Annotated in this window: 23 protein-coding genes and 1 rRNA gene; 16 read left to right on the top strand and 8 right to left on the bottom strand. The window is 53.6% G+C overall.

The genetic code is table 11. The features are described from left to right. Nucleotides 1-3: 3 nt before the first annotated feature. The 11 genes from lpxD to tilS all read left to right on the top strand — a co-directional run bounded on the left by lpxD (nt 4) and on the right by tilS (nt 14,561). A complete protein-coding gene (gene lpxD, locus ACH0VJ_RS05130; RefSeq protein ID WP_001139265.1) occupies nt 4-1,029 on the top strand; it encodes a UDP-3-O-(3-hydroxymyristoyl)glucosamine N-acyltransferase in 1,026 nt (341 codons plus the stop codon). A gap of 105 nt (nt 1,030-1,134) precedes the next feature. Further along, nucleotides 1,135-1,590, top strand: coding sequence for a 3-hydroxyacyl-ACP dehydratase FabZ (gene fabZ, locus ACH0VJ_RS05125; RefSeq protein ID WP_000210741.1), 456 nt, complete (start codon nt 1,135-1,137; stop codon nt 1,588-1,590). 3 nt (nt 1,591-1,593) lie between these two features. Further along, nucleotides 1,594-2,382 (top strand): acyl-ACP--UDP-N-acetylglucosamine O-acyltransferase, encoded by a 789-nt coding sequence (gene lpxA / locus ACH0VJ_RS05120; RefSeq protein ID WP_000565950.1) that lies wholly within the window; start codon nt 1,594-1,596, stop codon nt 2,380-2,382. Next, complete coding sequence (lpxB, locus tag ACH0VJ_RS05115) at nt 2,382-3,530, top strand: lipid-A-disaccharide synthase (protein WP_000741216.1); 1,149 nt, start codon at nt 2,382-2,384, stop codon at nt 3,528-3,530. Before lpxA ends, lpxB begins: the two co-directional genes overlap by 1 nt. After that, the gene (gene rnhB / locus ACH0VJ_RS05110; protein ID WP_000569412.1) at nt 3,527-4,123 is read left to right on the top strand and encodes a ribonuclease HII; all 597 of its coding nucleotides are present in this window, start codon (nt 3,527-3,529) and stop codon (nt 4,121-4,123) included. Before lpxB ends, rnhB begins: the two co-directional genes overlap by 4 nt. 23 nt (nt 4,124-4,146) lie before the next feature. Next, nucleotides 4,147-7,629, top strand: coding sequence for a DNA polymerase III subunit alpha (gene dnaE / locus ACH0VJ_RS05105; RefSeq protein WP_001294835.1), 3,483 nt, complete (start codon nt 4,147-4,149; stop codon nt 7,627-7,629). Between the two features lie 12 nt (nt 7,630-7,641). After that, nucleotides 7,642-8,601, top strand: coding sequence for an acetyl-CoA carboxylase carboxyl transferase subunit alpha (gene accA, locus ACH0VJ_RS05100; protein ID WP_000055753.1), 960 nt, complete (start codon nt 7,642-7,644; stop codon nt 8,599-8,601). Between the two features lie 179 nt (nt 8,602-8,780). Beyond that, nucleotides 8,781-10,544 (top strand): chitinase, encoded by a 1,764-nt coding sequence (locus tag ACH0VJ_RS05095; protein WP_000524168.1) that lies wholly within the window; start codon nt 8,781-8,783, stop codon nt 10,542-10,544. 75 nt (nt 10,545-10,619) lie between these two features. Continuing rightward, nucleotides 10,620-12,761 carry a lysine decarboxylase LdcC gene (ldcC, locus tag ACH0VJ_RS05090; protein ID WP_001021054.1) on the top strand — a complete coding sequence of 714 codons (2,142 nt, stop codon included), beginning with the start codon at nt 10,620-10,622 and terminating at the stop codon, nt 12,759-12,761. A gap of 55 nt (nt 12,762-12,816) precedes the next feature. After that, nucleotides 12,817-13,206, top strand: coding sequence for a VOC family protein (locus tag ACH0VJ_RS05085; RefSeq protein ID WP_000901088.1), 390 nt, complete (start codon nt 12,817-12,819; stop codon nt 13,204-13,206). 62 nt (nt 13,207-13,268) lie between these two features. After that, nucleotides 13,269-14,561 carry a tRNA lysidine(34) synthetase TilS gene (gene tilS, locus ACH0VJ_RS05080; protein ID WP_000210061.1) on the top strand — a complete coding sequence of 431 codons (1,293 nt, stop codon included), beginning with the start codon at nt 13,269-13,271 and terminating at the stop codon, nt 14,559-14,561. Between the two features lie 83 nt (nt 14,562-14,644). Here the strand turns inward: tilS and rof are convergent, their stop codons facing one another. Both rof and ACH0VJ_RS05070 read right to left on the bottom strand, forming a co-directional pair. Continuing rightward, nucleotides 14,645-14,905 carry a Rho-binding antiterminator gene (rof, locus tag ACH0VJ_RS05075; protein ID WP_000062330.1) on the bottom strand — a complete coding sequence of 87 codons (261 nt, stop codon included), beginning with the start codon at nt 14,903-14,905 and terminating at the stop codon, nt 14,645-14,647. Further along, nucleotides 14,892-15,092, bottom strand: a complete 201-nt coding sequence (locus ACH0VJ_RS05070; RefSeq protein WP_001536583.1) for a YaeP family protein — start codon at nt 15,090-15,092, stop codon at nt 14,892-14,894. The genes rof and ACH0VJ_RS05070 overlap by 14 nt, the downstream gene beginning before the upstream one ends. 197 nt (nt 15,093-15,289) lie before the next feature. Here ACH0VJ_RS05070 and ACH0VJ_RS05065 point away from each other — a divergent pair, with 197 nt between their 5' ends. The 3 genes from ACH0VJ_RS05065 to nlpE are packed head-to-tail and all read left to right on the top strand — an operon-like array spanning nt 15,290 to nt 16,987. After that, complete coding sequence (locus ACH0VJ_RS05065) at nt 15,290-15,835, top strand: YaeQ family protein (RefSeq protein WP_001185319.1); 546 nt, start codon at nt 15,290-15,292, stop codon at nt 15,833-15,835. Beyond that, the gene (arfB, locus tag ACH0VJ_RS05060) at nt 15,832-16,254 is read left to right on the top strand and encodes an alternative ribosome rescue aminoacyl-tRNA hydrolase ArfB (RefSeq protein ID WP_000560527.1); all 423 of its coding nucleotides are present in this window, start codon (nt 15,832-15,834) and stop codon (nt 16,252-16,254) included. The genes ACH0VJ_RS05065 and arfB overlap by 4 nt, the downstream gene beginning before the upstream one ends. Before the next feature lie 31 nt (nt 16,255-16,285). After that, nucleotides 16,286-16,987 (top strand): envelope stress response activation lipoprotein NlpE, encoded by a 702-nt coding sequence (gene nlpE / locus ACH0VJ_RS05055; protein ID WP_000252575.1) that lies wholly within the window; start codon nt 16,286-16,288, stop codon nt 16,985-16,987. Between the two features lie 73 nt (nt 16,988-17,060). Here the strand turns inward: nlpE and proS are convergent, their stop codons facing one another. The 6 genes from proS to metN all read right to left on the bottom strand — a co-directional run bounded on the left by proS (nt 17,061) and on the right by metN (nt 22,648). Beyond that, the gene (gene proS / locus ACH0VJ_RS05050) at nt 17,061-18,779 is read right to left on the bottom strand and encodes a proline--tRNA ligase (protein WP_001260683.1); all 1,719 of its coding nucleotides are present in this window, start codon (nt 18,777-18,779) and stop codon (nt 17,061-17,063) included. A gap of 110 nt (nt 18,780-18,889) precedes the next feature. Continuing rightward, entirely contained in the window at nt 18,890-19,597 is a 708-nt protein-coding gene (gene tsaA / locus ACH0VJ_RS05045; protein ID WP_000093986.1) for a tRNA (N6-threonylcarbamoyladenosine(37)-N6)-methyltransferase TrmO, read from the bottom strand. Beyond that, a complete protein-coding gene (rcsF, locus tag ACH0VJ_RS05040) occupies nt 19,594-19,998 on the bottom strand; it encodes an Rcs stress response system protein RcsF (RefSeq protein WP_001202315.1) in 405 nt (134 codons plus the stop codon). The genes tsaA and rcsF overlap by 4 nt, the downstream gene beginning before the upstream one ends. A gap of 118 nt (nt 19,999-20,116) precedes the next feature. After that, complete coding sequence (gene metQ, locus ACH0VJ_RS05035) at nt 20,117-20,932, bottom strand: methionine ABC transporter substrate-binding lipoprotein MetQ (protein ID WP_000874215.1); 816 nt, start codon at nt 20,930-20,932, stop codon at nt 20,117-20,119. A gap of 38 nt (nt 20,933-20,970) precedes the next feature. Further along, nucleotides 20,971-21,624 (bottom strand): methionine ABC transporter permease MetI, encoded by a 654-nt coding sequence (locus ACH0VJ_RS05030; RefSeq protein ID WP_001287486.1) that lies wholly within the window; start codon nt 21,622-21,624, stop codon nt 20,971-20,973. After that, nucleotides 21,617-22,648, bottom strand: coding sequence for a methionine ABC transporter ATP-binding protein MetN (metN, locus tag ACH0VJ_RS05025; RefSeq protein WP_000594021.1), 1,032 nt, complete (start codon nt 22,646-22,648; stop codon nt 21,617-21,619). The genes ACH0VJ_RS05030 and metN overlap by 8 nt, the downstream gene beginning before the upstream one ends. 189 nt (nt 22,649-22,837) lie before the next feature. Here metN and gmhB point away from each other — a divergent pair, with 189 nt between their 5' ends. Together gmhB and ACH0VJ_RS05015 are read left to right on the top strand one after the other, a co-directional pair. Then, nucleotides 22,838-23,404 carry a D-glycero-beta-D-manno-heptose 1,7-bisphosphate 7-phosphatase gene (gene gmhB, locus ACH0VJ_RS05020; protein WP_001140158.1) on the top strand — a complete coding sequence of 189 codons (567 nt, stop codon included), beginning with the start codon at nt 22,838-22,840 and terminating at the stop codon, nt 23,402-23,404. Between the two features lie 368 nt (nt 23,405-23,772). Next, a 16S ribosomal RNA gene (locus ACH0VJ_RS05015) occupies nt 23,773-23,882 on the top strand; the annotation flags it as partial.

The following is a 23,882-nucleotide window of genomic DNA, read 5'->3' as shown; positions in this document are numbered from 1 at the left end:
GTAATGCCTTCAATTCGACTGGCTGACTTAGCAGAACAGTTGGATGCAGAATTACACGGTGATGGCGATATCGTCATCACCGGCGTTGCGTCCATGCAATCTGCAACAACAGGCCACATTACGTTTATGGTAAATCCTAAGTACCGTGAACACTTAGGTTTATGCCAGGCTTCTGCGGTTGTCATGACGCAGGACGATCTTCCTTTTGCTAAGAGCGCGGCGCTGGTAGTTAAAAATCCCTACCTGACCTACGCGCGCATGGCGCAAATTTTAGATACTACGCCGCAGCCCGCGCAGAATATCGCGCCAAGCGCCGTGATTGATGCGACGGCAACGCTGGGTAGCAATGTTTCAGTCGGCGCGAATGCGGTGATTGAATCTGGCGTACAACTGGGCGATAACGTGGTTATCGGCGCAGGCTGTTTCGTCGGAAAAAATAGCAAAATCGGGGCGGGTTCACGCTTGTGGGCGAACGTAACGATTTACCACGACATTCAGATCGGTGAGAATTGCCTGATCCAGTCCAGTACGGTGATCGGCGCGGACGGTTTTGGCTACGCTAACGATCGTGGCAACTGGGTGAAGATCCCACAACTGGGCCGGGTCATTATTGGCGATCGTGTCGAGATCGGCGCTTGTACCACCATTGACCGTGGAGCGTTGGATGATACTGTTATTGGCAATGGCGTGATTATTGATAATCAGTGCCAGATTGCACATAACGTCGTGATTGGCGACAATACGGCAGTTGCCGGTGGCGTCATTATGGCGGGTAGCCTGAAGATTGGCCGTTACTGCATGATTGGCGGCGCCAGCGTGATCAATGGGCATATGGAAATATGCGACAAAGTCACGGTAACTGGCATGGGTATGGTGATGCGTCCCATCACGGAACCGGGCGTCTACTCCTCAGGCATTCCGCTGCAACCCAACAAAGTATGGCGTAAAACTGCTGCACTGGTGATGAACATTGATGATATGAGCAAGCGTCTCAAAGCGATTGAGCGCAAGGTTAATCAACAAGACTAACGTTCCGCCTTGTAGTTGCCATTCTTTTCCGGCCTGTCACATTCATACGATTGCGGCAGGCCGTGTTATTATTGCCTTTTTGTATATTTGGACAGGAAGAGTATTTTGACTACTAACACTCATACTCTGCAGATTGAAGAGATTTTAGAGCTTCTGCCGCACCGTTTTCCGTTTTTACTGGTCGATCGCGTGCTGGACTTTGAAGAAGGTCGTTTTCTGCGTGCGGTGAAAAATGTCTCCGTCAACGAGCCGTTTTTCCAGGGACACTTCCCGGGCAAACCGATTTTGCCAGGCGTGCTGATTCTGGAAGCGATGGCGCAGGCAACCGGTATTCTGGCGTTTAAAAGCGTTGGTAAACTGGAACCTGGCGAACTGTATTATTTCGCGGGTATTGATGAAGCGCGCTTTAAGCGTCCGGTGGTGCCAGGCGATCAGATGATCATGGAAGTCACTTTCGAGAAAACGCGCCGTGGCCTGACCCGCTTTAAAGGGGTTGCGCTGGTCGACGGTAAAGTCGTGTGCGAAGCAACCATGATGTGTGCTCGTAGCCGGGAGGCCTGATTCGTGATTGATAAATCCGCCTTTATTCATCCTACCGCCATTGTGGAAGACGGCGCTGTAATTGGCGCTAATGCCCACATTGGTCCCTTTTGTATTGTTGGGCCGCAGGTCGAAATTGGTGAGGGAACCGTACTGAAGTCTCATGTGGTCGTGAATGGTCAAACCAAAATCGGCCGCGACAACGAGATTTATCAGTTTGCCTCCATCGGTGAAGTGAACCAGGATCTGAAATATGCGGGTGAGCCGACCCGTGTGGAAATTGGCGATCGTAACCGCATCCGCGAAAGCGTCACCATTCATCGTGGTACAGTGCAGGGCGGTGGGTTGACGAAGGTGGGTAGCGATAACCTGCTGATGATCAATGCGCATGTCGCACATGATTGTACGGTAGGTAATCGCTGTATCCTCGCCAACAACGCCACGCTGGCGGGGCATGTATCAGTCGATGATTTTGCGATCATCGGCGGTATGACGGCAGTTCATCAATTCTGCATTATCGGTGCGCATGTGATGGTCGGCGGCTGCTCCGGCGTGGCGCAGGATGTCCCTCCGTATGTGATTGCGCAGGGTAACCATGCGACGCCGTTCGGGGTAAATATCGAAGGGCTGAAGCGTCGCGGCTTTAGCCGTGAAGGGCTGGTGGCGATTCGTAATGCCTACAAACTGTTGTACCGCAGTGGTAAAACGCTCGACGAAGCGAAGCTGGAAATCGCTGAACTTGCTGAAAAGCATCCGGAAGTGAAGGCGTTTACCGAGTTCTTTGAGCGTTCAACGCGCGGTCCGATTCGTTAATGGCGGCACAGCGTCCTTTAACGATTGCCCTGGTCGCCGGTGAAACGTCCGGCGATATTCTTGGTGCAGGCTTAATTCGTGCGCTGAAAGCGCGCGTACCCAACGCCCGCTTTGTGGGCGTTGCGGGGCCGCGTATGCAGGCCGAAGGGTGTGAAGCCTGGTACGAAATGGAAGAGCTGGCGGTCATGGGCATTGTTGAAGTGCTCGGACGTTTACGCCGTTTGTTGCATATCCGCGCCGATCTGACCCGCCGTTTTACCGAACTCAAGCCCGATGTCTTTGTCGGGATTGACGCCCCTGATTTCAATATTACCCTCGAAGGTAATCTGAAAAAACAAGGGATTAAGACCATTCATTATGTCAGCCCGTCCGTTTGGGCCTGGCGACAGAAACGCGTTTTCAAAATAGGCAGATCCACCCATATGGTGCTGGCTTTTCTGCCTTTCGAAAAAGCGTTTTACGATAAATTTAACGTCCCGTGCCGCTTTATCGGTCACACCATGGCGGATGCCATGCCGCTGGACCCGGATAAAAATGCGGCGCGCGACGTGCTGGGTATCCCGCATGACGCCCATTGTCTGGCGCTACTGCCAGGCAGCCGTGGCGCGGAAGTGGAAATGCTCAGCGCCGACTTCCTGAAAACCGCACAATTGCTGCGACAGCGCTATCCCGATCTGGAAGTGGTAGTGCCTCTGGTGAACGCGAAACGCCGCGAGCAGTTTGAAAAAATTAAAGCGGAGGTTGCGCCGGATCTCGCCGTTCATTTGCTGGACGGCATGGCGCGCGAGGCGATGATCGCCAGCGACGCGGCGTTGCTGGCCTCGGGTACGGCGGCGCTGGAGTGTATGCTGGCAAAATGCCCGATGGTCGTGGGATATCGTATGAAGCCCTTCACTTTCTGGCTGGCGAAACGTCTGGTGAAAACGGAGTATGTGTCTTTGCCTAACCTGCTGGCGGGAAGAGAATTAGTCAAAGAGCTGTTGCAGGAAGAGTGCGAACCGCAAAAACTCGCCGAAGCGCTGTTGCCGCTACTGGCGAACGGTAAAACCAGCCATGCGATGCACGACACCTTCCGTGAACTGCATCAGCAGATCCGCTGTAATGCCGATGAGCAGGCGGCAGATGCCGTCCTGGAGTTAGCACAATGATCGAATTTGTTTATCCACACACCCATTTAGTGGCGGGTGTGGATGAAGTGGGCCGTGGCCCGCTGGTGGGCGCCGTAGTGACCGCCGCCGTGATCCTCGATCCGGCTCGCCCGATCGTCGGTCTGAATGATTCCAAAAAATTGTCTGAAAAGCGTCGTCTGTCATTGTATGACGAGATTAAAGAAAAGGCGTTAAGCTGGAGTCTGGGACGCGCGGAAGCGCATGAAATTGATGAGCTGAATATTTTGCACGCCACCATGCTCGCCATGCAGCGCGCTGTCGCTGGTCTGCATATTGCGCCAGAATATGTGCTGATCGACGGCAATCGCTGTCCGGAACTGCCTGTGCCGTCAATGGCCGTGGTGAAAGGCGACAGCCGCGTGGCGGAGATTAGCGCGGCGTCTATTCTGGCGAAAGTCACCCGCGACGCAGAAATGGCGGCGCTGGATATCGTTTTTCCTCAGTATGGCTTTGCGCAGCACAAAGGCTATCCAACCGCTTTTCATCTGGAAAAGTTGGCCCAGTATGGCGCGACGGCGCACCACCGACGCAGTTTTGCGCCTGTTAAACGCGCTCTGGGACTTGTGTCCTGATTCTTGTATCGAGAAATCTGAAGATGTCTGAACCACGTTTCGTTCACCTGCGGGTGCACAGCGACTACTCTATGATCGATGGGCTGGCGAAGACCGGGCCGCTGGTGAAAAAGGCGGCCTCATTAGGTATGCCTGCGCTGGCGATCACCGATTTTACCAACCTCTGCGGTCTGGTGAAGTTCTACGGAGCGGGTCATGGCGCGGGCATTAAACCCATCGTCGGGGCGGACTTTAACGTTCACAACGAACTGCTGGGAGATGAGCTGACTCATCTGACGGTACTGGCGGCGAATAATACGGGATACCAGAACTTGACGTTGCTGATCTCGAAAGCGTATCAGCGCGGCTACGGCGCGGCAGGCCCGATTATCGAGCGCGACTGGCTGGTAGAGCTTAAAGAAGGTTTGATCCTGCTTTCCGGCGGGCGCATGGGCGACGTAGGCCGCTGTCTGCTACGCGGCAACCAGGCGCTGGTGGAGGAGTGCGTTGCTTTCTATGAAACGCATTTTCCCGATCGCTACTTTCTGGAACTGATCCGCACCGGCAGACAGGATGAAGAGACTTATCTCCATGCTGCGGTTGAACTGGCTGAGGCACGTGGTTTGCCGGTTGTCGCGACAAACGATGTCCGTTTCCTTGAAAGCGATGATTTTGACGCCCATGAGATTCGTGTCGCGATCCACGACGGTTTCACGCTCGACGATCCTAAACGTCCACGCAATTATTCACCGCAGCAGTATATGCGCAGTGAAGAAGAAATGTGCGAGCTGTTCTCCGATATTCCGGAGGCGCTGGAAAATACGGTGGAGATTGCCAAACGCTGCAACGTAACGGTGCGTCTGGGTGAATATTTCCTGCCGCAGTTCCCGACCGGCGATATGACCACCGAAGATTATCTGGTCAAAAAAGCGAAAGAGGGGCTGGAAGAGCGTCTGGCTTTCCTGTTTCCGGACGAAGAAGAGCGCAAAAAGCGTCGCCCGGAATATGACGAGCGTCTGGATATTGAACTACAGGTTATCAACCAGATGGGGTTCCCTGGCTACTTCCTCATCGTGATGGAGTTTATCCAGTGGTCAAAAGATAACGGCGTGCCGGTAGGGCCGGGACGTGGTTCCGGGGCTGGTTCGCTGGTGGCCTACGCGCTGAAAATTACCGACCTTGATCCGCTGGAATTTGACCTGCTGTTCGAACGTTTCCTGAACCCGGAACGTGTCTCGATGCCTGACTTCGACGTTGACTTCTGTATGGAGAAACGCGACCAGGTGATTGAGCACGTCGCAGACATGTACGGGCGTGATGCGGTATCGCAGATTATCACCTTCGGTACGATGGCGGCGAAAGCCGTTATCCGCGATGTGGGCCGCGTGCTGGGGCATCCGTACGGTTTTGTCGATCGTATCTCGAAGCTGGTGCCGCCCGATCCGGGCATGACGCTGGCAAAAGCCTTTGAAGCGGAACCGCAACTACCGGAAATTTACGAGGCGGATGAAGAGGTCAGAGCGCTGATCGATATGGCGCGTAAGCTCGAAGGCGTCACGCGTAACGCCGGTAAGCACGCTGGCGGCGTGGTCATCGCGCCGACCAAAATTACCGACTTTGCGCCGCTGTACTGCGATGAAGAGGGCAAGCATCCGGTTACCCAGTTTGATAAAAGCGACGTGGAATATGCCGGGCTGGTGAAGTTCGACTTCCTCGGTTTGCGTACGCTGACTATCATCAACTGGGCGCTGGAGATGATCAACAAGCGGCGCGAGAAAAACGGCGAGCCGCCGCTGGATATCGCCGCCATTCCGCTGGATGACAAGAAAAGCTTCGACATGCTGCAACGCTCGGAAACCACGGCGGTCTTCCAGCTTGAATCGCGCGGTATGAAAGACCTAATCAAACGTCTGCAGCCGGACTGCTTTGAAGATATGATCGCGCTGGTGGCCCTGTTCCGTCCCGGCCCGTTGCAGTCAGGGATGGTAGATAACTTCATCGACCGTAAGCACGGTCGTGAAGAACTCTCTTACCCGGACGTTCAGTGGCAGCATGAAAGCCTGAAGCCGGTACTGGAGCCGACCTACGGCATCATTCTGTATCAGGAACAGGTGATGCAGATTGCCCAGGTACTTTCCGGGTATACTCTCGGCGGCGCGGATATGCTGCGTCGTGCGATGGGTAAGAAAAAGCCGGAGGAGATGGCCAAACAGCGTTCCGTTTTTGAAGAGGGCGCGAAAAAGAACGGTATCGACGGCGAACTGGCGATGAAAATCTTTGACCTGGTGGAGAAATTCGCCGGTTACGGGTTTAACAAATCGCACTCCGCCGCTTATGCGCTGGTTTCTTACCAGACGCTATGGCTAAAGGCGCACTATCCGGCTGAATTTATGGCGGCGGTAATGACCGCCGATATGGATAACACCGAGAAGGTCGTCGGCCTGGTGGACGAGTGCTGGCGGATGGGACTGAAAATTCTGCCGCCGGATATTAACTCCGGATTGTACCATTTCCACGTTAACGATGAGGGCGAGATCGTCTACGGTATTGGCGCGATCAAAGGCGTCGGCGAAGGTCCGATCGAAGCGATCATCGACGCGCGTAATCAGGGCGGCTATTTCCGCGAGCTGTTTGATCTGTGCGCGCGGACCGACACCAAAAAGCTCAACCGCCGGGTGCTGGAAAAGCTGATCATGTCCGGGGCATTCGACCGCCTGGGGCCGCACCGCGCCGCGCTGATGAACTCATTGGGCGATGCGCTGAAAGCCGCCGACCAGCACGCCAAAGCGGAAGCTATCGGTCAGGCGGATATGTTCGGCGTACTGGCGGAAGAGCCGGAACAAATTGAGCAATCCTATGCCAGCTGCCAGCCGTGGCCGGAGCAGGTGGTGTTAGATGGGGAACGTGAAACGTTGGGGCTGTACCTGACGGGCCACCCTATCAATCAGTATTTAAAAGAAATTGAGCGCTATGTCGGCGGGGTAAGGCTCAAAGACATGCATCCGACAGAACGTGGTAAAGTCACCACGGCTGCGGGGCTCGTGATTGCCGCAAGGGTTATGGTCACCAAGCGCGGCAATCGTATCGGCATCTGTACGCTGGATGACCGTTCCGGGCGTCTGGAAGTGATGTTATTTACCGACGCGCTGGATAAATACCAGCAGTTGCTGGAAAAAGACCGCATACTTATCGTCAGCGGACAGGTCAGCTTTGATGACTTCAGCGGGGGGCTTAAAATGACCGCCCGCGAAGTGATGGATATTGACGAAGCTCGCGAAAAATACGCTCGCGGGCTTGCTATCTCGCTGACGGACAGGCAAATTGATGACCAGCTTTTAAACCGACTCCGTCAGTCTCTGGAACCCCACCGCTCGGGGACCATTCCAGTACATCTCTACTATCAGAGGGCGGATGCGCGTGCGCGGCTGCGTTTTGGCGCAACGTGGCGTGTCTCTCCGAGCGATCGTTTACTTAACGATCTGCGTGGCCTCATTGGTTCGGAGCAGGTGGAACTGGAGTTTGACTAATACAGGAATACTATGAGTCTGAATTTCCTTGATTTTGAACAGCCGATAGCAGAGCTGGAAGCGAAAATCGATTCTCTGACTGCGGTAAGCCGCCAGGATGAGAAACTGGATATTAATATCGATGAAGAAGTCCATCGCCTGCGCGAAAAAAGCGTAGAACTGACGCGCAAAATCTTCGCCGATCTCGGCGCATGGCAGGTAGCCCAACTGGCGCGCCATCCGCAGCGTCCGTACACCCTGGATTATGTCCGTCTGGCGTTTGATGAGTTTGATGAGCTGGCGGGCGATCGCGCCTATGCTGATGACAAAGCCATCGTCGGCGGTATCGCGCGTCTGGAAGGGCGACCGGTGATGATCATTGGTCATCAGAAAGGTCGTGAAACCAAAGAAAAAATTCGTCGTAACTTTGGCATGCCAGCGCCGGAAGGCTACCGCAAAGCGCTGCGCCTGATGGAAATGGCTGAACGCTTCAACATGCCGATTATCACCTTCATCGACACCCCGGGCGCTTACCCTGGCGTGGGCGCGGAAGAGCGTGGTCAGTCTGAAGCCATCGCCCGCAACCTGCGTGAGATGTCTCGTCTGAACGTACCGGTCATCTGCACCGTGATTGGCGAAGGCGGCTCCGGCGGCGCATTGGCGATTGGCGTGGGTGATAAAGTGAATATGCTGCAATACAGCACCTATTCCGTTATCTCCCCGGAAGGTTGCGCCTCTATTTTGTGGAAGAGCGCCGACAAAGCGCCATTGGCTGCTGAAGCAATGGGCATCATCGCGCCGCGTCTGAAAGAGCTGAAGCTAATCGATTCCATCATTCCGGAGCCGCTGGGCGGCGCGCACCGTAATCCGGAAGCGATGGCGGCATCGCTAAAAGCGCAGCTGCTGGAAGATTTAGCCGATCTCGATGTGTTAAGCACCGATGATTTAAAAAACCGTCGTTACCAGCGTTTGATGAGCTACGGTTACGCCTAATCATTTACCTCATTTTTCCCAGGAGGCCGGATAATCCGGCCTCTTTTTTTTGGACGAGGAAAAATGAGACGCTGATGAGTTGATGTGATTAAACGCAACGGCATGTTCTCCCTGACACTGTAGCAACTGCCAGGCGTGTGGCCAGGGCAGGCAGTGAACTACCCTTCAAGGAGAAAATTATGGGATTGCAAAAAACACTGGCGCTCAGCGCCGTGGCGGCAGGAATCATGTTGAGCTTATCCGGTGCGCAGGCCGCGCCGCTGCTTAGCAGTAGTGAGCCAATGACCATCAACGCCAGCGATCTGGCGGCGAAAGAGAAAGCGCTGACGGATTTTCCGTTAATGGAGGCAGTGAAATCCTCTATCCAGACGTTGGATAACAGCGCGGTCGAACAAATCGAACCGGGGCGCGCCGCTAACCCGGCAAACGTAAAACGCGTTGAAAGTATTCTGAAAGAGGCCGACTGGGATTATCTGTTCCCGATGCGCGCGCCGGAATACACTTACTCTAACTTCCTGAAAGCGATAGGTAAATTCCCGGCGGTTTGTGGTACCTACACCGATGGACGCGATAGCGACGCTATCTGCCGTAAAACCCTGGCTACTATGTTTGCGCATTTTGCCCAGGAGACGGGCGGTCACGAAAGCTGGCGTGACATTCCGGAATGGCGTCAGGCGCTGGTCTATCTGCGCGAAGTCGGCTGGACTGAAGGGCAGAAAGGCGGCTACAACGGCGAATGTAACCCGGATGTATGGCAGGGCCAGACCTGGCCGTGCGGTAAAGATAAGGACGGCGATTTCCTCAGCTATTTTGGTCGCGGGGCAAAACAGCTTTCTTATAACTACAACTATGGGCCTTTCTCTGACGCGATGTATGGCGACGTTCGCCCTCTGCTGGATAAACCCGAGCTGGTGGCGGATACCTGGATGAACCTGGCGAGCGCCGTCTTCTTCTTTGTGTACCCGCAGCCGCCGAAGCCGTCTATGCTACATGTGATTGACGGTACCTGGCAGCCAAACGATCGCGATAAAGCAAACGGCCTGGTATCAGGTTTCGGCGTCACCATTCAGATCATCAATGGCGGCGTGGAGTGCGGCGGCGCAGATGAGAATGCGCAGTCGCTTAACCGTATCGCCTACTACAAAGAGTTTGCCAACTACCTGAAAGTGCCGGTGCCGGCGGACGAAGTGTTGGGCTGTAAAAAGATGAAGCAGTTCGATGAGGGCGGCGCTGGCGCGTTACCGATCTATTGGGAACAAGACTGGGGCTGGAGCGCCGATACTGCGGACGGTAAAACCTATTCCTGCCAGTTAGTGGGATATCAGACGCCGTATACCGCCTTTAAAGAGGGCGACTACACGAAATGTGTACAGCATTATTTCAACGTTAATGTCGTCGATGATAACGGAACCACTGAACCGGATGTCACGCCAACTCCGGCGCCAGTGACGGATGAAAACGTGGCGCCAGTCGCGCGCATTGCCGGGCCGGTCGGGGCGGTGGAAGCTGGTAGCCCGGTTTCACTCAGCGCGGAAGGATCGACCGACGCGAATGGCGACAAGCTCACCTATACCTGGATGTCGCAGGATGGCAAAACGCTGAGCGGCCAGGATAAAGCCGTTGTGATTTTCAACGCGCCGGATGTCACTCAGAACACCCAGTATGTGGTGAATCTGACCGTTAGCGACGGTACGCTCTCCAGTACAGCGGTTTATACGCTGAATGTGAAAGCGAAGGCCGCCGCTGCGGATGACGAAGATAAGACCACCAGCTACCCTGCCTGGAGCAGCAGCCAGAAATGGAATCCGGGCGACATCGTTAACAGTAATGGCGCATTGTACCAGTGCAAACCGTTCCCGGAAGGCTCATGGTGTAATGTTGCGCCTGCCTACTATGAGCCCGGCGTAGGGATTGCCTGGGCCGATGCATGGAACGCATTGTAATAAGATAAATCCTGTCGGTGCTTTGCATCGGCAGGATTGTTACTATGCTTATCTCAGGTTTTTTCAGGAGAAAGCATGAACATCATCGCCATTATGGGGCCGCACGGGGTTTATTATAAAGATGAACCCATCAAGGAGCTTGAGCGTGCATTACAATCCCTGGGATTTCAAATTATCTGGCCGCAAAATAGCGTTGACTTGTTGAAGTTTATTGAACATAACCCGCGCATCTGCGGCGTTATTTTTGACTGGGATGAATACAGTCTCGACCTTTGTAGCGAAATCAACCAGCTAAATGAATACCTTCCTCTCTACGCCTTTATCAATACCAACTCCACGCTGGACGTTAGCGTTCACGATATGCGCATGGCGCTGTGGTTTTTTGAGTATGCATTGGGGCTGGCTGAAGATATCGCGACGCGCATTCATCAATATACAAACGAATATCTCGATAATATTACGCCGCCGTTTACCAAAGCGCTGTTTACCTACGCCAAAGAAGGAAAATATACCTTTTGTACGCCGGGTCATATGGCGGGAACGGCGTATCAGAAAAGCCCGCCAGGCTGTCTGTTTTATGACTTTTTTGGCGGCAATACCTTAAAGGCCGATGTGTCGATTTCGGTGACTGAACTGGGATCGCTGCTGGATCACACCGGGCCGCATCTGGAAGCGGAAGAGTATATCGCCCGTACTTTTGGCGCCGAGCAGAGTTATATGGTGACGAACGGTACGTCGACCTCGAATAAAATTGTCGGTATGTATGCCGCGCCTGCGGGAAGTACGCTACTTATTGATCGCAATTGCCATAAATCGCTGGCGCATTTGCTGATGATGAGCGATGTGGTGCCTCTCTGGTTGAAGCCGACGCGCAATGCGCTCGGCATTCTCGGCGGTATTCCCCGAAGGGAATTTACCCGTGCAAGCATCGAAAGCAAGATAGAGGAGACCCCTCAGGCGCAATGGCCGGTGCATGCGGTTATCACCAATTCGACTTACGATGGTCTGCTGTATAACACTAACTGGATCAAGCAAATGCTGGACGTTCCCTCGATCCATTTTGATTCCGCCTGGGTACCCTATACCCATTTCCATCCGATCTACCAGGGGAAAAGCGGGATGAGCGGCGATCGGGTGCCCGGAAAAGTGATTTTCGAAACGCAATCCACCCATAAAATGCTGGCGGCTTTTTCGCAGGCGTCGCTTATTCATATCAAAGGGGAATATGACGAAGAGACGTTTAACGAAGCGTTTATGATGCACACTTCCACATCGCCGAGCTATCCCATTGTCGCCTCTATCGAGACCGCAGCGGCGATGCTGCGCGGCAATCCAGGGAAAAGATTGATTAATCGTTCGGTGGAACGGGCGCTCCATTTTCGTAAAGAGGTACAGCGGCTACGTGAAGAGTCCGATAGCTGGTTCTTTGATATCTGGCAGCCGGAAGAGGTTGATGAGGCCGAATGCTGGCCGGTCACGCCGGGAGAAACCTGGCATGGCTTCACCGATGCCGATGACGATCATATGTTCCTCGATCCGGTTAAGGTGACAATCCTGACGCCGGGGATGGATGAACAGGGCAACATGAGCGAAGAGGGGATACCCGCCGCGCTGGTGGCGAAGTTCCTTGATGAGCGAGGCGTGGTGGTGGAAAAAACCGGGCCGTATAATCTGCTGTTTTTGTTCAGCATAGGGATTGATAAGACCCGTGCGATGGGGCTGCTGCGCGGACTGACGGAATTTAAACGCGCCTACGATCTTAACCTGCGCGTCAAAAATATGTTGCCGGATCTGTATGCGGAAGATCCGGATTTTTATCGCAATATGCGCATTCAGGATCTGGCGCAGGGGATCCATAAACTGATCCGCCAGCACGATCTTCCGGGGCTGATGCTGCGGGCGTTCGAGGTTTTACCGGAGATGATCATGACCCCGCACCAGGCCTGGCAGCGTCAGATCAAAGGTGAGGTGGAAACCGTGGCGCTCGATCAACTGCCAGGGCGCGTTTCCGCGAATATGATCCTGCCTTATCCGCCAGGCGTTCCGCTGTTGATGCCCGGCGAGAGGATCACGCAACAGAGTCGGGCCGTGCTCGATTTTCTGCTGATGCTCTGCTCGATTGGCCAGCATTATCCCGGTTTTGAAACGGATATTCACGGCGCGAAACGGAATGAAGACGGGGTGTACCAGGTACGAGTCTTAAAACACGCCTGCTAGCTTGCCTGACGGGAATGTGACGAGTAACGTACTGATAATCAATAAAGGAGACGCTATGCTGGGATTAAAACAGGTTCATCACATCGCGATCATTGCGACAGACTATGCGGTGAGCAAGGCGTTTTATTGCGATATTCTGGGGTTCGATCTGCTAAGCGAAGTCTGGCGGGAAGAGCGTGACTCGTGGAAGGGCGATTTGGCGCTAAACGGGCAGTATGTGATTGAGCTTTTCTCTTTTCCCTTCCCTCCGGCGCGTCCAAGCCGACCTGAAGCCTGCGGCCTGCGCCATCTGGCTTTCAGCGTGGAAAATGTGGAAAACGCCGTTGCGCATCTGGAAAAGCATCAGGTTAAGTGCGAACCGATACGCATCGATCCGTATACCGGGAAGCGCTTTACTTTTTTCAACGATCCGGACGGTTTACCGCTTGAGCTGTATGAGCAGTAAGGCTTGTCATTAAGACGCTCGCCAGGTAACGTTGCCGGGCTAAGTCACTATAAGCATGGATCATGACCACTCTCACGTTGAATACCTCGTTACTCTCTTCTCGCCGTATTCTGGCTGCCTTTAGCGGCGGCCTGGATTCTACGGTGCTGTTGCATCAACTGGTGTTGTGGCGAGAACGCCATCCTGACGTCACGCTGCGTGCTATCCATATTCATCACGGTTTAAGCCCTCATGCTGATAGCTGGGTGCGGCATTGCGAAACCGTATGCGAACGCTGGCAGGTTCCGCTGGTAGTGGAGCGGGTGACGCTGGCGGATAATGGCCTGGGTATCGAGGCCCATGCGCGTGAAGCGCGCTACCGGGCGTTCGCACAGACGCTATTGCCTGGCGAAGTGCTGGCAACCGCGCAGCACCTTGACGATCAGTGTGAAACGTTTCTGCTGGCGTTAAAGCGCGGCAGCGGTCCGGCCGGACTTTCCGCGATGGGAGAACGCTCGCCTTTTGCCGGAACTCTGCTTCTTCGCCCGCTGTTGAGAGAAACGCGGAAGACGCTGGAACAGTGGGCTGTGCGTCATGGCTTATGCTGGATTGAAGATGAAAGCAATCAGGATGATGCCTACGATCGCAATTTTTTACGCCTGCGCGCGCTTCCGCTCTTGCAGCAGCGCTGGCCGCATTTTCCTGCGGCGGTAGCCCGTAGCGCGACGCTCTGCGCCGAGCAAGAAAGGCTGCTGGACGAGCTTCTGGCCAGCGATCTTACGGACTGTATCACGACGGAGGGAACATTGCGGCTCTCTCCATTAATGTCGATGAGCGATGTACGGCGGGCAGCGATTTTGCGTCGCTGGCTGGCGATGCGTAATGCGCCGATGCCCTCTCGCGACGCGCTGGAACGTATCTGGCAGGAGGTGGCGCTGGCGCGCGACGATGCCTCTCCCTGTTTACGTTTTGGCGATCACGAGATTCGCCGTTATCAGTCGCAACTGTGGTGGATTAAATCCGTGGCCGGACAACACGAAACGACGGTCGCCTGGCCCGTCTGGCAAACACCGCTGGCGCTGCCTGCCGGCTTAGGGACGGTACAGCTCGCTCCTGGCGGCGAACTGCGCCGACCGCGAGAGGAAGAATCCGTCAGCATTCGGTTTAAAGCGCCAGGCGTATTACATATTGTCGGGCGTAACGGTGGACGTAAGTTAAAGAAAATCTGGCAGGAGCAGGGGATCCCGCCCTGGCGACGAGATACCACGCCGCTGTTGTTTTACGGCGAAACGCTGATTGCGGCTGCGGGTGTTTTTGTGACGCGTGAGGGAGCAGCAGAAGATAAAGAAGGGGTGAGTCTGGTTTGGCATGCCTGATGGCGCTGCGCTTATCAGGCCTGCGTATCGCATGGAACGTAGGCCGGATAAGGTGCTTGCACCACCATCCGGCAACAAAATACTCAGGATTCGCTAACTACCACGGTACCAATTTCCGGGTGGCTGAAACTGGCGATTTTATCGAGACGAAGCTCACAAGACTCGCCGGAAACTTCGGCAAGCAGATATTCTACGTTTTTACGTAAGATCAAATCGTTCGCTTTTGCCTGCAAAACCTCGCCATCTTTTAACGTTAGCGTCAGTATTAAATGATGCATGCAGGCAAGCTCAAGACTATCGTAGTCATCGCAATTAATGGGTTGATACGTTTCATTCATTGACATAATCGCTCACCAGTAAGTTCGCGGCAGCATAAGCTGCCTTTTCCCTGACCGACTCTGAAAGGGCGCTATCTGCCGCCACTTCATTAAGCACTTTCAATACACAACCCAGCGCATCCGGGACATACCCTAAGTCTCCGCTGGCGATTTCCGCATACTGCTTGCGTACTAACTCACAATATTTTTCCACATGCCCTCCTGTCAGCATTCTGACTTAACCGTGGATGCAAGTCTAAGCCTACGAAGTTAAATCTTGTTTAGCAAGGTGACTATACCATACTCATTTGCGCAATATCAGCGCCTGACGCGAGTGGGTAAAAGATTCGTTAACAGCCTTTTAGCGCGGTTTTCGCTACAATGGGCGCCTGATTCGAAAGGAGTTTTCTCATGGCGCTTAAAGCGACAATTTATAAAGCCGTCGTCAATGTGGCTGACCTTGATCGCAACCGGTTTCTGGATGCGGCATTGACGCTGGCGCGTCACCCTTCTGAAACGCAGGAGCGCATGATGCTGCGCCTGTTGGCATGGATAAAATATGCTGATGAACGGTTGCAGTTTACACGCGGGCTCAGCGCGGAAGATGAGCCGGAGGCCTGGCTGCGTAACGATCATCTGGGCATCGATCTCTGGATAGAGCTGGGGCTGCCGGATGAGCGCCGTATTAAGAAAGCCTGTACTCAGGCGAGCGACGTCGCGCTCTTTGCTTATAACTCCCGGGCGGCGCAAATCTGGTGGCAGCAGCATCAAAGCAAGTGCGCGCAGTTCGCTAACCTGTCCGTCTGGTATCTGGATGACGGGCAACTGGCGCAGCTCAGTGAATTTGCCGATCGTACCATGACGCTACAGGCGACGATTCAGGACGGCGCAATCTGGCTTTCTGATGCTCGGAATAATCTGGAAATACAGCTAACCGCCTGGCAACAGCCCTCATGATTGCCATCTCCCGGACGGTCTCCATAGCCGACAATGAGCTGGAAATTACGGCCATTCGCGCGCAGGGCGCGGGTGGTCAGCACGTAAATAAGACCTCTAGCGCGATTCATTTGCGCTTTGACATTCGGGCCTCTGGCCTGCCAGAGTATTATAAACAGCGTTTGCTGACGGCCAGCCACCATCTGATAAGCGATGATGGCGTCATTATCATTAAGGCGCAGGAGTTCCGGAGCCAGGAGCTCAACCGGGAAGCGGCTATCGCCAGGCTGGTTGCCGTCATAAAAGAATTAACCGCGGAGCAGAAAAGCCGTCGCGCAACCCGTCCGACGCGTGCCTCGAAAGAGCGCCGCTTATCCTCAAAGGCGCAAAAATCTTCTGTAAAGGCGCTTCGCGGCAAAGTTCGTCGTCCACTGGATTGACGGGCAGGAATAGCAATTTCATAAGGATTTTATGGTGAGAACAGCAATATTGTCAGTAGCGGCAGCCTGTACGCTATTTGCATTGATAGGGTGTAATAACCGTGCGGAAGTTGACGCCCTGCAACCTGCGCAGGCGGCGGAATTAAAACCCATGCAGCAAAGCTGGCGCGGCGTGCTGCCCTGTGCGGATTGTGAAGGTATTGAAACGTCACTGTTTCTGGAAAAAGACGGCACATGGGTGATGAACGAGCGCTATCAGGGCGTGCGCGAAGAACCTTCCTCTTTTGCGTCATACGGTACCTGGGCGCGGACGGCGGATAAACTGGTGTTAACCGACAGCAATGGCGAGAAATCGTATTATCGCGCGAAAGGCAATGCGCTGGAGATGCTCGACAGAGAAGGCAATCCGGTGGCTTCGCAGCTTAATTATACGCTGGTGCCTGTTACCGCCAGCCTGCCGGTAACGCCAATGCCGCTGCGTGGTATGTATGTATACAGGGCCGATGCGGCGACCTTTACCGATTGCGCGACCGGAAAACGGCTGCCGGTCGCCAGTAACGCCCAGCTTGAGCGCGGCTATCTGGCGGCGAAAGGTGAAGCGGAAAAACCGGTGCTGCTGACGGTAGAAGGGCATTTTGTGTTAGCCGCGAATCCGGACACGGGCGAGCCGGTAAAAACGCTAATAGCTGATAAAAATGTGAAGTTTGCGCCGGGTAAAGATTGCACTCACTAATAAAAGGCCTCGCAGGGTGCGAGGCCTTTACATATCTGCCGGATGGCGCCGGGCAATCCCAACAAAATGTCGTTTAGCCTTTAATGGCCTTGACCAGATAATCAACGATATCGCCGGTTTTAATCAGCGATTTTTCACCGCTACGACGGTATTTATACTCAATATCGTCGTTATCCAGGTTGCGATCGCCAATCACGATAGTATGTGGAATACCAATCAGCTCCATATCGGCAAACATCACGCCCGGGCGCTCTTTACGGTCGTCCATCAGCACTTCAATGCCCTGCGCGCGCAATTCGCTGTACAGCTTTTCCGCCAGCTCCTGCACACGGAAGGATTTGTGCATATTCATCGGCAGAATAGCGACCTGGAAAGGCGCAATGGCGTCAGGCCATACAATGCCGCGCTCGTCAAAGTTCTGCTCGATAGCCGCGGCAACGACACGTGTTACGCCGATACCGTAGCAGCCCATTGTCAGGATCTGGTTACGGCCATCTTCACCCTGAACGGAGGCTTTCAGCGCTTCTGAGTACTTGGTACCTAACTGGAAGATGTGACCCACTTCGATACCGCGTTTGATAAGCAACGTTCCCTGACCATCCGGACTCGGATCGCCGGCGACTACGTTACGGATGTCGGCAACAACAGGCGTCGCCACATCGCGATCCCAGTTAATACCAAAGTAGTGTTTACCGTCGATGTTGGCGCCAGCGGCAAAATCGCTCATGGCGGCAACGGTGCGATCGATGATGACCGGAATCGGCATATTGACCGGGCCGAGGGAGCCAGGGCCGGCATTAATCACGGCGCGAATCTCTTCTTCGGTAGCGAAGGTCAGCGGGCTGGCAACGTGCGGCAGTTTTTCCGCTTTAACTTCATTCAGTTCATGATCGCCGCGAACCAGCAGAGCCACCAGCGGAGACTTGCTGTCTTTCACCGCTTTCACCAGCAGCGTTTTTACCGTTTTTTCAATTGGCAGGTTGAATTGTTCCACCAGCTCCGCGATGGTTTTGGCATTTGGCGTATCGACCAGAGTCATTTCCTGCGTCGCCGCTGCGCGCGGCGTTTGCGGCGCGATAGCTTCTGCCAGTTCAATGTTAGCCGCGTAATCAGAAACATCAGAGAAAACGATATCGTCTTCGCCGCTTTGCGCCAGCACCTGGAATTCATGCGAGGCGTTGCCGCCGATAGAACCGGTATCGGCCTGTACCGCGCGGAAATCCAGCCCCATACGGCTGAAGATACGGCTATACGCGGCGTACATGGCGTCATAGGTTTCCTGCAACGACTCCTGAGAGGTGTGGAAAGAGTAAGCATCTTTCATCAGGAATTCGCGCGAACGCATCACGCCAAAGCGCGGACGCACTTCATCACGGAATTTGGTCTGGATTTGGAAGAAGTTCAGCGGCAACTGCTTATAAGAGCTGAGTTCATTACGCACCAGATCGGTGATAACTTCTTCGTGGGTCGGGCCGAGTACGAACGGACGCTCGCCACGGTCGACAAAACGCAGCAGTTCCGGACCGTACTGTTCCCAACGACCACTCTCTTGCCACAGGTCGGCTGGCTGAACGACTGGCATCGACACCTCGATAGCACCGGCGTTGTTCATCTCTTCACGCACGATGTTTTCGACTTTTTTCAGGACGCGCAGGCCGGTCGGCAGCCAGGTATATAACCCGGAGGCGAGCTTGCGGATCATCCCGGCGCGCAGCATCAGCTGGTGGCTGATAACCTCGGCGTCGGCAGGTGTCTCCTTCAGAGTGGAGAGCAGGTATTGGCTAGTACGCATGTTGTTACGGTTCCAGTTGAACGATCGAACAGGCTCAATGTGAGCCTGATACAAAAAAAGTGATTTAGTTTACCAGCGTGCAAGAGATGTCAAAAGAGAAGGGCGTGAAATTACCGTGGTTCCAGCGCAAACACTTCAAATCCCGAGTTAACCACACGCCAGCGCACGTTAAAATCATGCAGCCAGACGGCATAGGTTTTGCCCGTCTCTTCACCCTTACGATAAGCCGGGCGAGGATCTTGCGCCAGCACATCGCAAATAAATGTCCGTAGCTGCGGATAACGCCTTTCCAGCGTCGTAAGCTGTTGAGCCACCTCAGCGGTAAAACTCACGGGCATTTCAGCTATCGGCGCCTGTTGCGCATAGCTGGCGGCGGCGTCCGGTAAGGCCTCGGCAAACGGTAAATACGGTTTGATATCCACCACCGGCGTGCCATCCACCAGATCCAGACTGCCTAATTTCAGAATTACGCTCTCTTTCCGGCACTCGATACCTTTTAGCGCAACGAGCGACATGCCAATCGGATTGGGGCGGAACGTGGAGCGCGTGGCAAAAACGCCCATTCTGGCGTTACCGCCAAGACGGGGCGGACGAACTGTCGGCCGCCAGCCGCCGTCCATCGTCTGATGAAAAACGAAAAGCACCCACAAATGGCTGAACGCTTCCAGGCCGCGAACGGCATCGGCCTGGTTGTAAGGCGCTATCAGATGCAGTTCGCCGCAGGCGCTTTTGACCAGACCAGGCTGGCGCGGAACGGCGAATTTTTCTTTATAGGGGGAGCGAATAACGCCGATTTGTTCAAACTGAAAGCTGCTCATTTCGCCGAAATATTCAGGGCGGACCCGATACAAACCGCCTGACGGTAGCAGCCTGGCGTGCCGCTGGTAATTTCACAGCTGTGCAGCAGGACGGCGTTGGCTTTCATTTTAGATGCATTAATCTGCATACGCTTGCGCGCAGTTGGAATGTTAGGCGGAGAGTCTTGATTTGTCGCCTGGCAGGATTCGCCGCTAACTTCGCCAAGATCGCGGAAAGGTTTGCCGACTAAGTCTTCAGCATTGGTGTAAATCCTGACGGGAGCGGCACGCGGCGCTTTAGGTTTCTCCGGCTCCGCTTTTGGCGGGGTTGCGGTGCTTTGAACGGGTTCAACAGGGGATCTGCTTAGCATGGAACAACCGCCCAGCATGAGTGCCAATAAACAGATCGGTAAAGCACGCATAATATTTCCTCAATGAATGTTCTAATTGCCAGATATTGAATCAGGAGCTTGCATAAATGACAAGACGGGCAATAGCCCGTCCTGAATAATATTACAGATTGTGGAATCAGCCTAAAACTTACCAGCCTTTCACCGCACCGCCATTAAAAACTTTATTTGCGGCTTCGTACACTTCATCAGACTGGTAAGCCTGAACGAATTTTTTCACATTCTCGGCGTCTTTGTTATCTTCACGCGTCACGATCAGGTTAACGTACGGAGAATCTTTATCTTCAACGAAGATACCGTCTTTCGCTGGCGTCAGGCCAATCTGGCTGGCGTATGTCGTATTGATGACCGCTAACGCGATCTGCGCGTCATCCAGCGAACGCGGCAACTGCGGCGCTTCCAGCTCAACAATTTTCAGATTTTTCGGGTTTTCCACGATATCCAGCGAGGTAGGAAGCAGACCGACGCCGTCTTTCAGTTTAATTAGCCCTACTTTTTGCAGCAGCAGCAGGGAACGACCAAGGTTGGTCGGGTCGTTAGGCACAGCGACCTGGGAACCGTCCTTGAGCTCATCCAGAGATTTGATTTTTTTGGAATATCCTGCAATGGGATAGACAAAAGTCTTACCAACAGAAACCAGTTTGTAGCCGCGATCTTTGATTTGCTGATCCAGATACGGTTTGTGCTGGAAGGCATTGGCATCGATATCGCCTTTGCTCAGTGCTTCATTAGGCAGAACATAATCATTAAAGGTCACCAATTCCACGTCCAGGCCGTATTTTTCTTTCGCGACTTTCTGCGCGACTTCGGCAACTTGCTGCTCTGCGCCAACGATTACGCCGACTTTAATATGATTCGGATCTTTTTCATCCTGACCGCAACCCGCAAGTGCCAGAGAACCAATCAGAGCACCCACTGCCGCAAAGGTTTTGAATTTGAACGCCATGCTTATTTCCTTAATGAGTATTTGTGTTGTGTTTAACGTTACTTATGCGTGACAGCCCTGACGATGCGATCGCCGGATAACTGAATTAAATAAACCAGAACGACGAGTAATACCAGCACCGTATTCATCACGGTAGCATTGTATCCAATATAACCGTACTGATAGCCGATTTGACCGAGGCCGCCTGCGCCGACGGCGCCGCCCATTGCGGAGTAACCGACCAGGGTGATCAGTGTAATGGTTGCCGCATTCACCAGACCAGGCAGCGCTTCCGGTAAAAGGATTTTACGTACAATTTGCAGCGGCGTGGCGCCCATCGCTCGCGAGGCTTCAATCAGCCCGGCAGGGATCTCTAACAATGCATTTTCCACCATACGGGCGATAAAAGGCGCGGCACCGACGGTCAGCGGTACAATCGCGGCCTGCAAACCAATGGAGGTGCCGACAATTATTCGGGTAAAAGGAATCATCCACACCAGCAGGATGATAAAGGGAATCGAGCGGAAAATATTGACCACCGCAGAGAGGGAGCGATACAGCCTGGCGTTCTCCATAATCTGCCCCGGGCGCGTAACATACAGCAATACGCCAACCGGCAGGCCAATCACGAAACCGAAGAAACCGGAGACAAAGGTCATCGCCAGCGTTTCCCAGACGCCACGAACCAGTAACCACATCATTGCCTCAGACATAACCCAGTACCTCTACTTTCACATGGTGATCCTGCAGCCAGGCAATTGCGGCTTGCGTCTCTTCTTGTGTGCCGTGCATTTCCGTTAGCATAATGCCGAACTTCACACCGCCCGCGTAATCCATCTGCGCGCTGATAATATTATTGTTCACGTTGAAACGACGCGCGGTTTCAGAAAGCAGCGGGGCATCCACAGACTGTCCGGTGAATTCCATGCGCAGCATCGGCACGCTGTCAGTTTCCGGCGACGCTTTCAAACGCGCCTGGTAATCTTCCGGAATGTCCAGGTGCAGAGTGGACTGAATAAACTTCTGCGCCAGCGGCGTTTTAGGATGCGAGAAGACTTCGCTGACCGTATCCTGCTCAATAAGCTCGCCATTACTGATAACGGCAACGCAGTCGCAGATACGTTTCACGACATCCATTTCATGAGTGATAAGCAGAATCGTCAACCCCAGACGACGGTTGATATCTTTCAGCAATTCCAGAATCGAACGGGTCGTTGCGGGATCAAGCGCGCTGGTGGCTTCATCGCACAGCAACACTTTTGGATTACTGGCTAACGCGCGGGCAATCGCGACACGCTGTTTCTGACCGCCGGAAAGATTTGCCGGATAGCTGTCGTGCTTGTCGCCAAGACCGACTAAATCCAGCAGCTCTGTGACACGGCGTTTGATCTCTTCCTTTGGTGTGTTATCCAGTTCCAGCGGCAACGCGACGTTGCCAAACACGGTACGGGAAGAGAGCAGGTTAAAATGTTGGAAAATCATGCCGATTTGACGGCGAGCTTTGGTCAACTCAGACTCTGAAAGCGTTGTCAGCTCCTGACCGCCGACCTGAACGCTACCTTCGGTTGGGCGTTCAAGTAAGTTAACGCAGCGGATAAGCGTACTTTTACCGGCGCCGGAGGCGCCAATGACGCCATAAATCTGCCCGGCAGGCACGTGCAGGCTGACATTATTTAGCGCCTGAATGGTGCGCGTCCCCTGCTGGAACACTTTGGTAATATTAGAAAGTTTAATCATTGGTTATTTATTATCGTAATTAAGTTAGCCGTGGCATTTTCGTCTGTCTAATACGGTCAACGCCGTCAACAGAATGGATGTTAAGGCATCCAGACGTCTAAATCAATCAGGCTTTATACGATGAGCACTTTCTTGCCTGCTGAAACATGCGATACTAGCGCCACTTGCTTTACTCAGGAGCTATAAAAGGTGGCAAAGTCTGTACCCGCAATTTTTCTCGACCGTGACGGCACCATTAATGTGGATCACGGCTACGTACATGAAATCGATGCATTCGAGTTTATAGACGGTGTTATTGACGCGATGCGCGAGCTAAAAAAAATGGGCTATGCGTTGGTGGTGGTGACGAACCAGTCCGGAATCGCGCGCGGCAAATTCACTGAGGCGCAGTTTGAAACGTTAACCGAATGGATGGACTGGTCGTTGGCGGATCGCGATGTTGATTTGGACGGCATCTATTATTGTCCTCACCATCCGCAGGGCAGTATAGAAGAGTTCCGTCAGGTATGTGATTGCCGCAAGCCGCATCCAGGAATGCTTATCTCGGCGCGTGATTTCCTGCATATCGATATGGCGGCTTCTTATATGGTGGGAGACAAGCTGGAAGATATGCAGGCGGCTGCGGCGGCAAATGTCGGGACAAAAGTGCTGGTGCGTACGGGCAAACCGGTCACGGCAGAAGCAGAAAACGCGGCGGACTGGGTGTTAAACAGCCTTGCCGATCTGCCATCGGCGATAAAAAAGCAGCAAAAATAAGCGTTATGGATAAAAGATGAGCGGTTAAAACAAAAATGCATTTTTCCGCTTGTCTTCCTGAACCGACTCCCTATAATGCGCCTCCATCGACACGGCGGATGTGAATCACTTCACACAAACAGCCGGTCGGTTGAAGAGAAAAATCCTGAAATTCAGGGTTGACTCTGAAAGAGGAAAGCGTAATATACGCCACCTCGCAACGGTGAGCGAAAGCCGCGTTGCACTGCTCTTTAACAATTTATCAGACAATCTGTGTGGGCACTCGAAGATACGGATTCTTAACGTCGCAAGACGAAAAATGAATACCAAGTCTCAAGAGTGAACACGTAATTCATTACGAAGTTTAATTCTTTGAGCATCAAACTTTTAAATTGAAGAGTTTGATCATGGCTCAGATTGAACGCTGGCGGCAGGCCTAACACATGCAAGTCGAACGGTAACAGGAAGCAGCTTGCTGCTTCGCTGACGAGTGGCGGAC

Source organism: Salmonella sp. 2020_1459 (genome assembly GCF_043847915.1).
GTDB lineage: Bacteria > Pseudomonadota > Gammaproteobacteria > Enterobacterales > Enterobacteriaceae > Salmonella > Salmonella enterica.
This window is presented reverse-complemented; position numbering and strand designations above follow the sequence as displayed.